Source organism: Halorubrum sp. B52, from assembly GCF_059752555.1.
Genome location: NZ_MWTG01000009.1, coordinates 867,226 through 879,575, shown reverse-complemented (window position 1 = coordinate 879,575; position 12,350 = coordinate 867,226). Strand labels below are relative to the sequence as shown.

Here is a 12,350-nt window from a genome sequence, read left to right as displayed (position 1 = left end):
GGACCGTTACTCGAAGAGCTCGACGGCCTGTTCGTAGCGGCTGGCGGGCTCGTCCCAGTCGACGACTTCGAAGAAGTTGTCGACGAACTCGCCGCGGGCGGGGCCGTAGTCGTGGTAGTAGGAGTGTTCCCAGACGTCGAGCGCGAGGATCGGGTGACCGCCCCAGATCGCGCCCTGGTCGTGCTTGTCGACCACGACGTTGCGGAGTTGGTTCGAGAACGTGTCGTACACCAGGAGGGCCCAGCCGGAGGCGCCGGAAGCGGCGGCCTCGAACTCGCCCTTCCAGGCCTCGTAGGAGCCGAAGTCCTCTTCGATCCGGTCTGCCAGAGCGCCCGAGGGCTCGTCGCCGCCCTCGGGCGACATGTTCTGCCAGAACAGGTCGTGGAGGATGTGGCCCGACGAGTTGTGGGTCACGTTCCGGATGGCGCCCGCGGACGAGGAGAAGTCGTGCTCCTCGCGGTTGGCCTCGAGCGTCTCCTCGGCCGAGTTCCAGCCGTTCACGTACCCCTGATGATGGGTGTCGTGATGCCATTCGAGCACCTGCTCGGAGATGTGCGGTTCCAGCGCGTCGTAATCGTACGGAAGCGGATCGAGTTCGTAGCTCATCGTTGTATCACCTACACCTAACATGTGTTGGAAACCTGTTAAAGATAATGAGGTAGATGATACCACACGTCACCGGACGTGAGTGTCACCCGGAAATTCGGTACGAGGGCGGTACGATTGCGGTTCAGGCCGATCGGCGACGGTGCGTGTCCCCCGGGGTCGCCGGCGTCCCTCGATCGGGCGTAACTGGAAAGGGTTTCACCCCGAAGTCGGACGGGAATCGGAATCACGCGTCGCTCTCTGCTTCGAATTCCTGCACGAAACGCGCGCAGCGCGGAGTGCGCTGCGCGCTCACGGTGGGACTGGGATTCGAACCCAGGAAGCCGTGAGGCTACCGGTTTTCAAGACCGGCGCAATAGGCCGCTCTGCCATCCCACCACGTCCCGACGCTCGGCGTCGTTCGACTAAGTGGTGTCGGTCCGCGGTCCGCGAGTCAGTCTCGCACCACGCGCTCCTCGCCGTCCTCGACCACCACGTCCAGCCCGTGTTGGTGGACGAACGCGGCGGTGTAGTCGGGGACGACGCGCTCGGCGGCGAACCGCGCGCGCAGCAGTGGGACGGCGTCGAGCAGGTCGTCGCCGTCGACCATCGAGGGCGAGGGCTCGAGGAACTCCACGTCGAGGTCGGCGTCGCGGCCGCGCGCGGCCAGCGTCGGGAGGCTCGGCGCCTCGAAGGCGCCGTCGAAGTCGATCGGCGCGGTGAAGCCCGCGTAGTAGGTGCGCCCGCGGGTGGAGGGGCCGAGCACGACCTCGTTCGTCCGGAGCTTCATCGCGGCCGAGTCGATGACGGTGCGCGAGAGCAGCGGCGCCTGCGGCTCGACGACCGCGACGGAGTCGGCGTTCTCCTCGCGGAGCAGGTGCGTGACGGTGTTTCCGGCGCGCGCGCCGAACGACGACCCGACCTGCCGCTCGAAGCGGGCGTCCTCGGTGCCGCCGAGGGTGTCGGCGACGAGCGTGCGCAGCTCGGCCTCGGGGGCGGTGTCGGTGCGGTGCTCGGCCGGGAGGTCGTCGTCGACCGGGTAGTTGACGAGGAGCTCGCCGCCGGAGCGGTCGACCGCGAGGACGGCGTCGCGGAACAGGGCCTCGTAGAGGTCGGCGGCCTCGGCGGTCGAAAGCGGCGTCGACTCCGCGATCCCGGTCGCGACGAGCCCCTCGCGGGGCGGCTGCGCCATGACGACGACGACGGTCATACCGGACCGAGTCGCCCGCGCGCCTTCAACTCGCCGTTTCGGGGCGGAACCGACGGGCGGGGCGAAAGCAGCGGGCCGCCCGGGGGCGGCGCGGCGGGCCGCTCAGGAGAAGTCGCGCCGCATCGCGATCTCGAACCACGGACAGAGCCGGAGCTGGCGGTACAGCGCGGGGTTCTCGTGGAGGTGATCGTAGTCGACCCACAGCATGCCGCCGATCTCCTCCTCGTCGGGATCGAGCGAGGTGTCGTCGAGGGTGACCTTCAGCACCGAGCAGACCTCCCACTCGACGCCCTCGTTGGGGTAGTAGCGCTTGTACTCGAACTTGTCCGTCACGCGGAGGTCGTCGTACTGGTCCGGCGTGATCCCGAGCTCCTCCTCGAGGCGCTGTTCCGTGGCGTCCTCCTGCGTCTGCCCCTCGACCGGGTGCGAGGCGACGGTGCCGTCCCAGTGGCCGTCCCACAGCCGCTTCGTCGGGGCGCGCTGCGCCAGCAGGATCCGCCCCTCGGCGTCGTACACGAGGCAGGTGAACGCCCGGTGGCGGATCCCGTCACCGGTGTGCGCGTCGAGGCGGTTCACCGTTCCCTGTTCGGCGTCCTCGGGGTCGACGGCGATCACGTCCTGGAGCGCGTTCTCGTGGTCCGCGTCGTCGTCGGCCTCCCCGGAGGGGTCGCCGGGGGCGGTCGCGTCCTCTAAGCTCATGCCAGGTAGGTCGAACACCAGGGCTAATAAGCGTTCGATACGTCGGCAGCGGCTCGGCGCCGCGGCGACGCCGCGCCCGGCCGGAACCCCGATCGCCGCCACCGGGAGGCGGAACACCCCCGACGACGGACGCGGTTCGACGCGCTTAACCGCGTCCCGCGGCTACGTCGCGCGGATGAGTGACCCGGCGCTCGACGTCGTCGAGTTCGTGCTGACGACGCACCTCTACACGGAGAACCGCGACCTCGACGAGAACGATCTGCCCCCGCGCTTCCGCCAGGTGTTCTGGTCGGACGACGCCGCCGAGGACGCGCCGGGCGGCGTCGAGCGACCCCTCAAGGCGACGAGCGAGACGACCCGAACCGCCACCGGCGTCGAACACCCGTGGGACGCCGTCTCGGAGCTCCTCTTCACCCAGCGCACCGAGTTCTCGGGGGAGATTTCCCTGACCCAGCCGGCGATGGCGCTGGAGTGGTACCGCGACCACGCCGACGCCGACCGGATCGCGGAGAACCCGACGATCGTCGCCGCGCTCGAGCTCGCCGAGGACCTCGACGCGCCCGTGACCCACGAGGAGGCGCGCGACAGCGTCCGGCCGATCCAGGCCGACCGCGTCTGGATCGACGCCCTGCTGGAGGAGTACTTCGACGAGGACGAGGACGGCGAGATGCTCGACCTCGTCAACGTGCGGGCCCCCGAGGAGATCGAGACGACGCTCGCGGACCTCGTGCTGACCGGCGACCAGGAGGGTGAGATCCAGAAGATCGTGAAGGCGATCGAACACCGCGAGTACCTCGCGAGCATCGGGCTCCGAGAGATCGGGAAGCTGCTGTTCGTCGGCCCACCGGGGACCGGGAAGACCACCGTCTCGCGCGCGCTCGCCCACGAGCTGGGAATTCCGCTCGTCGAGGTGAAGATGTCGATGATCACGAGCCAGTACCTCGGCGAGACGGCGAAGAACGTCGAGAAGACGTTCGAGGTCGCCAAGCGGCTCTCCCCGTGTATCCTCTTCATCGACGAGTTCGACTCGGTGGCGAAGACCCGGCGCTCCGACGAGCACGCCGCCCTCAAGCGCGCGGTCAACACCCTCCTCAAATCGATCGACGAGGTGTCGCTCGTGCGCGACGAGGTGCTCCTCATCGGCGCGACGAACCACCCGGACCAGCTCGACGCGGCCGCGTGGCGTCGCTTCGACGAGATCGTCAACTTCCCCAAGCCGGACCGCGACATGCGCGCCGACATCCTCCGGGTCGTCACCCGCGAGATGCAGATCGCCGACTTCGACCCCGACGAGGTCGCCGACCGGACGAGCGGGCTCACGGGCTCGGACCTCCGGATGGTGCTCCGCGAGGCCGTCCTCGGCGCGCTCACGGAAGACCGGATGACGATCACGCAGGAGGACGTGATGGAGGCCGTCGAGGACTTCGAGGAGCGCGACAACCTGAAGAACATGGACATGATCGACGGCGAGGGCGCGGAGGTGCTCGGCGAGACGGACTCCGGCGAGCAGGACCACACCCACGACGACGAGGGCGAGAGCGCCGCCCACGACCACGGCGCGCACAGCCACTCGCACGACTGAGGCGCCGTTGAGCGGTGCTTTTTGCGGGAAGGTTAGGGGTGATTCAGTCTGTCTCGGCTGCGGTCAATACAAAGAGTGCATACACCGGATAGTTCGAATAATCGTGACTTGAAGATCCGGAGTTTGCCCGCACTATTTATGAGCCCGATGTGATTTTGAAATATGGTACCTTCCGAGAGCGTAGACGACGACCAATATTTCGGTGGACGAAGAGGTGTCGTAGCTCTCGCGGTTGCGTACGTGGCGGCAGGACTCGGGTTGTTCTACAGTCTCGCTACGGAGTCGATAGACCTTTTCAGTGGCGTTCTTGTCGCTATCGTCGTTTTGGTAGGGCTATCACTGTATATCCTCTATAGACGGGAGGGATTAGTGACAGCCGAGAACAAACTCATTGGTATCTTCGTTCTGGTCGCAATGGGGCTCTTGTTTGGACTCCTTGAGTTCACCAACCTACCGTCAGAGATCGTCTATGGGATAGTATTCGGGGTCGGTGTCGTTGTTCCCGGTTTACTTCTACAGTACACTGATTACGGGAGTGATTGATTGCTTCAAGTGTTCTATTCGCAGTCTTCTTCCGCCCGGCTGTTTCAGTCCACTGCTAGCTAAAGGATAGGGTTCCAACACTGCCGACGAACCCGACTTACGCGAACGTGTCGACGACCGTCCCGGTGTCCTCGCCGGTGGTGTAGTAGTAGCCGTTCTCCTCCGAGAGGCTCCCCCAGTCGGCCCAGCTCCCCTCGTAGTTGCGGACGTCGTCCCAGCCGAGCTGGTCGAGGACGAACCAGCCGACCGACGCCCGGATGGCGGTCTGGCAGTAGGCGACCGCGGTCTCGTCCCGCGAGAGGCCGGCGTCGTCGACCCACAGCGTCTCCAGCTCCTCGGGCGTCCGGAGCCGGCCCGCCTCGTCGTCGATGCTCTGGACGAAGTTGAGGTTGGTCGCGCCGGTGACGTGGCCGAAGCGGTCGAGGTCGCCCCGCTCGTCGACGCCCCAGTACTCCTCGGGCGAGCGCATGTCGAGGATCTGGACCGCCGCCCCGTCCTCGTCGACGTTGTCGGCGAGGAACTCACGGGTCGCGACGACGTCGAGGTTCAGCTCGGGCTCGTAGGTCGCCTCTTGCGGCTCGGGCGCCTCCGAGACCGTCTCCCCGCCGGCCGCGTCCCAGACGGTGAACCCGCCGTCGAGCAGGCTGACCTGCCCCTCGTGGCCGAGCGCGTTGAGCGTGTAGATGGCGTACGTCTCCCAGAGGTTCGAGTCGGCGCCGTACACCACCACGTCGTCGCCGCGCTCGATCCCCGCCTGCGAGAGCGTCCACGCCATCACGTCGGGAGAGACCTCGAAGCCCTCGGGAGTCTCCTCGGCGTAGCTGTCTAGCATCTCGGAGTCCGGGAAGTGGTGCGCGCCCGGGATCCGCGCGTCGAGGAACGCCTCCTCGTCGCGGACGTCCAGCAGGCGCACGTCGTCGAGGTTCTCGTCGAGCCACTGGCCGTCGACGACGGCGTCGAACTCGGCCGCCGCGGGCGTCGTGTACGCCGCCGGCGGCTCGCTCTCGGTCGAGCCGAGGCAGCCGGCCGTCGCCGCAAGCGCCGCGCCGGCCGAGGCCAGTACCGATCGTCTGGAGGTCCGCGTCTGTCGGTCTTGCATCCGACCCGGCGTTGTCGCCCTCCCGCGATAACCCTGTTACCCGAGGTCGGTTTTACCGTCGGCTCCGACGGCAGACGCGTCGGCGTCGCCGACACCGGACAGATTTGCGACGCCGACGACCGTGTAGCCGAAGCCGCGATCGACGATCCGGGGGTCGAGCCCGGCGTCGTCGAACGCGGCGGCGAGGTCCGACGGCGTTCGGAACCGCGACGACATCCCGATCGCGCGCTCGGCCGCGACGACGGCGCGCCCCAGCGGATGCTCGGGGTCGAACTCCCGGACCACGAGCGCTCCGCCCGGCGCGAGCACCCGCGCGGCCTCCCGGATCGCGGCCTCCTGATCTGGCAGGTGGTGGAACGCGTCGACGATCGTGACCGCGTCGACCGACGCGTCTCGGAACGGGAGCCGTCCCGCGTCGCCGGCGACGCCCGAGAGCCCGCGGGCGTCGCGGGCGCGAGCGAGCATTTCGAGCGAGACGTCGACGACGGTGATGTCGGGGCCCGTCAGCGCGGCCGCGGCGCGTCCGGACCCCCCACCGACGTCGAGCAGGCGGTCGATCGGCCGCGTCGCGTGGTCGAGCCCCGCGGCCAACGCCTCGCCGTTCGCCGGCGGCATGACGCGGTCGTACAGGGGCGCCGTCAGGTCGAAGAAGCGGACGTCGCCGAGGCCGTGCATGGTCGCTCTCGGCGGCGACGGTAGTTAAAAACCGGTCCCGGCGAGCCCTCGTTCACGTATCCGCGCGAGCCCCCGTTCATTTATCGGCGCGAGCCGTACCGGTCGGTATGGAGTACGCGCTCGTCGGCGACCCGGGCTCGGGAGCGACCCTGCGGCTCGACTACCGAGCGTTCGCCTACGCCGGCAAGTTCGTCGTCGGCGCGCCGGGCAAGGCCGTCCTCCGGACGCCCGACGGCTCGCCGGCGGTCCCGGAGTGGGAGCCGGACGAGCCCCTCCCCCCGACCGTCGAGGCGAGCGAGTTCGACGACGACGTGGTCGCGGCGATCTCCTTCTCGCCCGACCGGACCGACCCCGCCTGCTGCCGCCTCCGGTACGTCACCGTCCACGTCGCGTGCCGCGGCGAGGGGCTCGGTCCGCGGCTCGTCGACCGGACCGTCGAGCGGCTCGCCGCCGACGGCTACGACCGCGTGCGGATCGCCGTGAACAACCCGTTCGCCTACGCGGCCCTGTACAAGTGCGGCTTCGCGTACACCGGCGAGCGGACCGGGATCGCCGAGCTGGAGTTGGAGCGACCGGCGACCGAGCCGGCCTCGGAGGGGGAGTCGGGCGGAGAGCGGTACCGCGCCGGGCTCCGGGCGTTCCGCGAGGAGGACCGCGACCTCGACCCGCGCGAGCGCCGGTTTATAAATGATCGGCTCGAGGAGGGGTCTGAGTCCGACTGATCGAAGGGATCAGTTCAGCGCCCAGATCCCGTAGTTGAGCGCGGTCGCGAAACAGACCCACGCGAGGTAGGGGACCAGCAGGAGGGCGGCCCGGCGGTCGACGCGGTCGAAGGCGCGGATCGTCGCGACGACGAGGGGGAGGGAGCGCGGCGAGCACGGCGAGACCGAGGTCGGCGCGTTCGAGTCCCCAGAAGATGGGCGACCACGCGACGTTGACGCCGAGCTGGACCGCGAACAGCCCGAGCGCGACCCGGGCGTCGCGGGCGGTCCGGGCGTCCCGGTCGCTCCCCGGTCCGTCCCCGACGCCGCCCGCGTCGCGGCCGCGGACGTACACGAGCGCCGCGGCGATCCCGAGCAGCGCGTACAGTATCGGCCAGACGACGCCGAACGCCCAGTTGGGCGGGTAGTACGCCGGCAGCTCCAGTCCGGCGAACCAGGCGCTCTCGGTCGCGGTGAAGGGGACGCCGACCGCGCCGATCAGGTTGACGGCGACAGCGGCGGCGACGATCAGGAGGGCGTCCCGGCGGTCGGGGAGCCGGGATCGGATGGCGGTTGCCATGAGTCGCCGTAGGCGACTCTCCGGCTTAAATCGCGTCGTAGTCCTCCCGGAACGTCTCCAACGTCGCCGCGAGCACGCCGATGACGATCGGGCCGACGAACAGCCCGGTGAACCCGACCGAGTAGATCCCGCCGAACACGCCGAGGAGGATCACCGCGGGGTTCAGGTGCGCCTGCTGGTCGATGACGATTGGTCGGGCGTAGTTGTCCACCATCGCGATGACGAACACGCCGTACAGCGCGAGCAACACGCCGGCCGTGACCTGGTCGACGGCGACGAGGTACGCCGCGGCCGGCCCCCAGACGAAGAACGCCCCGATCAGCGGCAGCAGCGCGAGCACGGCCATGACGAACGTCCAGAAGACGACGTTCGGAATGCCGACCGCCCAGAGCCCGACGCCCGCGACCAGCGCCTGCAGCAGCGCGACGACGATGTGGCCGATCACCACGCCGCGGGTCATCGCGTCGACGCGGTCGACGAGGTCGGCGGTGACCTCCGCGGGAAGCGGGCTCGTGTCCCGTATCCAGCCCACGAACGCCGGTCCGTCGAGCAGCGTGTAGTAGACGAGAAACAGCGCAAGCGAGAGGCCGACGGACGCCCGAAGCGCCGTGGTGACGACCCCGCTGACGCCGCCGAACAGCGTCTCGACGAGTAGCTGTCCGGCCATCGCCAGCACCTCGCCGACGTCGATCTCCTGACCGGTCAGCGCCGCGAGGTCGGCCTCGACCGCGCTCACGTCGATGTCCGTGTTCCCGCGGGCGATCTCGGTCAGGTCTCGGACGAACACCCACGAGATGTACGCGAGCGGGATGATGACGGCGACGACGGACGCGAGAATGAGCGAGACCCCCGAGAGCATGCGACCGAGCCGGCGCGACACCGACTCCCGAACGTGGCCCGCGAGGCGGTCCCGGAGCCACCGCGAGAGCCGCACGTGGAACGGGTAGAGGACGTACGCGAGGATCGCCGACGCGACGACGTACTCGACGAACGGGAGGATGACGAACAGCGTCAACAGCGCGACGGTGCCGATGAGAAGGAGGAGAAACGATTGGCCGCGGTTCATGTCGGCCGCTCTCGCCGCCGGAGTATAAACGTGGGCGGCTCCCGAGCGGATCGTCTCCGGGCTTCGTTACGCGCTCGCCTCGTCCTCGTCGATCCCGGGCGCGGCCGACGGGTCGACGTCCTCGGGCTCCTCGGTCTCGCCGCCGACGACCGTCTCGCCCTCGTCGGTCTCGACGTACACGTCGTCGGCGAAGCCGGCGAGCGCGTTCTCGTACTCCGCGGTCTCCAGTCGCGCCGGCGTCTCGGGGGCGTCGGCGACGCCGTCGGCGGGTCGGAAGTCGCCGAGAGGGTCGTCGATGGTGATCCCGTGGTCGGTGAAGAACTCCTCGTAGCGCCGGTAATGCTCCTCCAACTCGTCGCCCGGGATCTCCATCATCTCCGTCCAGCCGTGGTTGAAGAAGTCGAAGTTGGCCTGCACGTGGGTGATCTCGCGCGCCTCGGCCTCGGGGAAGCCGGCCTCCAAGGCCGCGACGTACGCGTCCATGGTCGCGTCGAAGAAGTCGTCGAGGTGCTCGCGGCGCTCCTCCCGGCGCTCCTCGTCGGCCTTGTTGAGGAAGATGCTCGTGTGGAGGTCGACGAGCTTGTCGTTCGCGACGTCGCCGACGACCGGCGTCGTCAACGCCTTCTTCGCGGCCCAGTGGCGGATGTTCTGCCGGATCTTCATACGCCTCGTTGCGTCGGCACGGCCTTGAATCTGTGGCGTTCCCGACGCGTGGGAGCCGGCGAGACGACGGCGGCCGCCCGCGAGAACCGACGCAAGTGTTATTGTATAGAACGCACAATACTAAGGTGAGATGAACGCGACCGAGACCGGCGACTGGGCCGAGCGGATCGAACGGGAGCGTCGCGAGAAGGAAGAGCAGTTCCGCGAGTCGGTGCGGTCACCGATGCCGATCGAGATGCGCGGCGACGCGTTCCCCGGGCTCGCACACTACGATCCGGACCCGGCGTACCGGTTCGAGCTCCCGCTCCGCGAACACGACGAGAAGGAGACGATAACCGTCGAAACCACCGCCGACGGGGAGCAGACGTACCGGCGGTGGGGGGAGTTCCGATTCGAGATCGACGGCGAGACGCACTCGCTGCAGGCGTACCGCCCGACGGACGGCTCGGACCGGTTCTGGGTGCCGTTCCGCGACCGGACCAACGGCGAAGAGACGTACGGCGCGGGGCGGTACCTCGATCTCATTCCCGATCGCGACCGCGTCGACGGCGAGTGGACCCTCGATTTCAACGTCGCGTACAATCCCACCTGCGCGTACAACCACGCCTACGAGTGCCCGCTGACCCCCGCGGAGAACTGGCTCGACGTCCGGATCGAGGCGGGCGAGCGCGATTTTCCCGCCGAGCCCGCCGGCGCCGGCGACCGCGACTGAGCGTCTCGACCGCGGCGGGGAACGGGCCCGTCGGAGGACCCGAGCGTGAGAATATCACAGTTGTCAACGCGGATGACAACCCGTATTAACCCCGAATCCGAACGCCCGCACATGAGCGATTCGTACGTGATCGTCGGGGACGGTATCGCGGGTGCGTCCGCGGCCGAGACGCTGCGCGAGCAAGCGCCTGACGCCGATATCACGGTTCTCACCGACGAGGGGGAGTCCCTCTACAATCGGATCCTGATCAAGGAGTACGCCAAGGGGAAGCTCCCCGAGGCGCCCATCTCGATCCACCAGGAGGAGTGGTACGACGAGCACGACGTCGACCTCCGGCTCAACACCGTCGTCGTCGACATCGACGTCGAGAACGACGCGGTCCACACCCACGAGGGCGAGACGTTCGAGTACGACTCCCTGCTGCTCGCGATCGGCGGCACTCCCCAGCAGCTCCCGGTCGAGAACGCGGACGCGGACGGGATCCACCACTTCTGGACGTTCCAGGACGCCCGGCGGATCAAAGAGAGCGTCGAGGGCGCCGAGAAGGCCGTCATCGTCGGCGCCGGGCTCCTCGGAATCGACTTCGCGGCCATCTGCGGCGCGCAGGACGTCGAGGCGAAGTACCTGATGCGCGGCGACGCCTGGTGGCGCTACGCCCTCTCGACGGAGGGCGCGGAGATCATGCACGAGGCGATGCGCGAGCGCGGCGTCGAGCCCGTCTTCGATTCCGGGGTCGACCACTTCGAGGTCGACGACGAGGGCCGCGTCGAGGCCGCGGTCGACCCGAACGGCGAGCGCTACGAGTGCGACTTCGCGGGCGTCGCCATCGGCCTGAACTTCAACACCGAGCTCGTCGAGAACAGCCCGCTGGAGGTCGAGGACGGTATCGTCGTCGACGAGTTCATGCGCACCAACGTCGACAACGTGTTCGCGGCCGGCGACATCACCACGTTCGACGACCTCGTCCTCGGCCAGCGGGCGAAGAACGGCTCGTGGGGGTCGGCGAAAGAGCAGGGGACGATCGCCGCCCGCAACATGCTGGAGTACGGCAGCGAGGAGTTCCGGTGGGTCTCCTCGTACTCGATCACTCACTTCGACTTCCCGTTCCTCTCGTTCGGCCACCCGACTCTCGGCGACGACTCGGTCGAGGCGACCACCGCCGACGGCGAGTGGCGCCGCGTGGCCCTGAAGGACGGCAAGGTCGTCGGCGGCGTCCTCATCGGCGACCTCTCGCCGCAGTCCGCGTTCAAACAGCTCATGCGCGAGGGCCGCGACGTGAGCGGCCAGACGGAGCTCCTCATGGAGCCCGGCTTCTCCGTCGACGACCTGGCGGCGACGACAGAGCAGTAACGCGGGTCGCTCGCTCCGTCCTCGACGATTCCGTTTCTCCGCGCGCTCCGTCCTCCGAATCGCCCGTTTCTCCGTCTCGCCCGTCCCAGACGCTCGAAATCGACGCAACGTTTATCATGATCTATGATGTGTGTTACCGTATGGCACTCAGAGAGACGGGGCGACGGGTCCGGCTCCGCCGCACCGGCTGGATCCCCCCGGACACGCGAGTCCGTCACTACGACGAGCTCGGCGAAGACGCCCAGATCCTCGTCAGAGAGCTCGCCGACGGACCGAAGACGGCGCCGGAGCACGCCGACCTCGAAGACGGCGACTTCGTGAAGTTCACCGACTACTACCAGGTCCGCACGCGCTGAGCGTCGGAGACGCGACGTCGGCCCCTCCCGAACGCCACCCCGGAAGCGAAGTTGTTTTCGCCCGCCGCGAGAACACCGATCCATGGACAGTGGCGGATCTACCGACATGACGCTCGCGTTCGAGCTGGAGGCGCTGAAGGCGCTCGCGGACCCCAACGACGTGTTCAACAACGCCCGGCAGTGGACGGAGTACGTCGGCGTCGTCAGCGAGAAGCCGACGTACGTCGTCACCAACTTCACCCGCAAACACCGCGTCCGTCAGGACTTCTTCTCTGGCCCGCGCGGCGTCGAGGAGAGCCTGGAGAACATCGCCGGCCAGTTCGACACGGACCGGCACGTCTTCGTCGGCGTCGACGACGAGGACGCGGCGGTCGCCGAGGCCACCGGTTGGGAGTTCCTCCACGTCGAGGACGCGGCCGAGGCCGCCGGCTGGATCCTCGCGGCCGACGAGCCGGACGAGGAGGAGACGCCTGAGGAATCGTCGCGGGACGATTGGCCCTGAGTAGGCGTCTATCGACTGCGAATCGGG

14 protein-coding genes, 1 tRNA gene and 1 pseudogene are annotated in these 12,350 nt (G+C 68.3%); 7 read left to right on the top strand and 9 right to left on the bottom strand.

The features are described 5' to 3' along the window. Window positions 1-6 precede the first annotated feature (6 nt). From sod to idi, 4 genes are all read right to left on the bottom strand, one after another. Window positions 7-606: a superoxide dismutase [Mn] gene (gene sod, locus B4V04_RS13015; protein WP_498232179.1), complete on the bottom strand. Its 600-nt coding sequence runs from the start codon at window positions 604-606 to the stop codon at window positions 7-9. A 294-nt stretch (window positions 607-900) separates the two neighbouring features. Beyond that, a tRNA-Ser gene (locus tag B4V04_RS13010) sits at window positions 901-984 on the bottom strand. A gap of 55 nt (window positions 985-1,039) precedes the next feature. Then, a complete protein-coding gene (locus B4V04_RS13005; protein WP_498232178.1) occupies window positions 1,040-1,795 on the bottom strand; it encodes a DUF2064 domain-containing protein in 756 nt (251 codons plus the stop codon). A gap of 102 nt (window positions 1,796-1,897) precedes the next feature. Continuing rightward, entirely contained in the window at window positions 1,898-2,494 is a 597-nt protein-coding gene (gene idi, locus B4V04_RS13000; RefSeq protein ID WP_498232177.1) for an isopentenyl-diphosphate Delta-isomerase, read from the bottom strand. Between the two features lie 175 nt (window positions 2,495-2,669). Between idi and B4V04_RS12995 the strand changes: the two genes are divergently transcribed. Together B4V04_RS12995 and B4V04_RS12990 are read left to right on the top strand one after the other, a co-directional pair. After that, window positions 2,670-4,076, top strand: a complete 1,407-nt coding sequence (locus B4V04_RS12995; protein WP_144796948.1) for an ATP-binding protein — start codon at window positions 2,670-2,672, stop codon at window positions 4,074-4,076. A gap of 162 nt (window positions 4,077-4,238) precedes the next feature. Further along, complete coding sequence (locus B4V04_RS12990) at window positions 4,239-4,619, top strand: DUF7987 family protein (RefSeq protein WP_498232176.1); 381 nt, start codon at window positions 4,239-4,241, stop codon at window positions 4,617-4,619. Between the two features lie 97 nt (window positions 4,620-4,716). Here the strand turns inward: B4V04_RS12990 and B4V04_RS12985 are convergent, their stop codons facing one another. Further along, complete coding sequence (locus tag B4V04_RS12985; protein WP_498232175.1) at window positions 4,717-5,718, bottom strand: sulfurtransferase; 1,002 nt, start codon at window positions 5,716-5,718, stop codon at window positions 4,717-4,719. 36 nt (window positions 5,719-5,754) lie between these two features. Further along, complete coding sequence (locus B4V04_RS12980) at window positions 5,755-6,393, bottom strand: class I SAM-dependent methyltransferase (RefSeq protein ID WP_498232174.1); 639 nt, start codon at window positions 6,391-6,393, stop codon at window positions 5,755-5,757. Between the two features lie 107 nt (window positions 6,394-6,500). On the opposite strand from B4V04_RS12980, the gene B4V04_RS12975 reads away from it, so the two are divergent. After that, a complete protein-coding gene (locus B4V04_RS12975; protein ID WP_498232173.1) occupies window positions 6,501-7,115 on the top strand; it encodes a GNAT family N-acetyltransferase in 615 nt (204 codons plus the stop codon). Between the two features lie 9 nt (window positions 7,116-7,124). Here the strand turns inward: B4V04_RS12975 and B4V04_RS12970 are convergent. The 3 genes and pseudogenes from B4V04_RS12970 to B4V04_RS12960 all read right to left on the bottom strand — a co-directional run bounded on the left by B4V04_RS12970 (window position 7,125) and on the right by B4V04_RS12960 (window position 9,403). After that, window positions 7,125-7,674, bottom strand: a pseudogene (locus B4V04_RS12970) (TspO/MBR family protein). Between the two features lie 25 nt (window positions 7,675-7,699). Beyond that, on the bottom strand, window positions 7,700-8,740 hold the full coding sequence (locus tag B4V04_RS12965; RefSeq protein ID WP_498232172.1) for an AI-2E family transporter: 1,041 nt from the start codon (window positions 8,738-8,740) through the stop codon (window positions 7,700-7,702). A 66-nt stretch (window positions 8,741-8,806) separates the two neighbouring features. Further along, window positions 8,807-9,403, bottom strand: coding sequence for a DUF6149 family protein (locus tag B4V04_RS12960; protein WP_498232171.1), 597 nt, complete (start codon window positions 9,401-9,403; stop codon window positions 8,807-8,809). Window positions 9,404-9,533: 130 nt separating this feature from the next. Here B4V04_RS12960 and B4V04_RS12955 point away from each other — a divergent pair, with 130 nt between their 5' ends. From B4V04_RS12955 to B4V04_RS12940, 4 genes are all read left to right on the top strand, one after another. After that, on the top strand, window positions 9,534-10,115 hold the full coding sequence (locus tag B4V04_RS12955; RefSeq protein ID WP_498232170.1) for a DUF1684 domain-containing protein: 582 nt from the start codon (window positions 9,534-9,536) through the stop codon (window positions 10,113-10,115). Window positions 10,116-10,226: 111 nt separating this feature from the next. After that, window positions 10,227-11,465, top strand: a complete 1,239-nt coding sequence (locus tag B4V04_RS12950) for an NAD(P)/FAD-dependent oxidoreductase (protein WP_498232169.1) — start codon at window positions 10,227-10,229, stop codon at window positions 11,463-11,465. A 140-nt stretch (window positions 11,466-11,605) separates the two neighbouring features. Continuing rightward, window positions 11,606-11,821, top strand: coding sequence for a DUF7979 domain-containing protein (locus B4V04_RS12945; protein ID WP_498232168.1), 216 nt, complete (start codon window positions 11,606-11,608; stop codon window positions 11,819-11,821). An 82-nt stretch (window positions 11,822-11,903) separates the two neighbouring features. Then, window positions 11,904-12,323, top strand: a complete 420-nt coding sequence (locus tag B4V04_RS12940) for a DUF7124 domain-containing protein (RefSeq protein WP_498232167.1) — start codon at window positions 11,904-11,906, stop codon at window positions 12,321-12,323. Window positions 12,324-12,350: the final 27 nt, after the last annotated feature.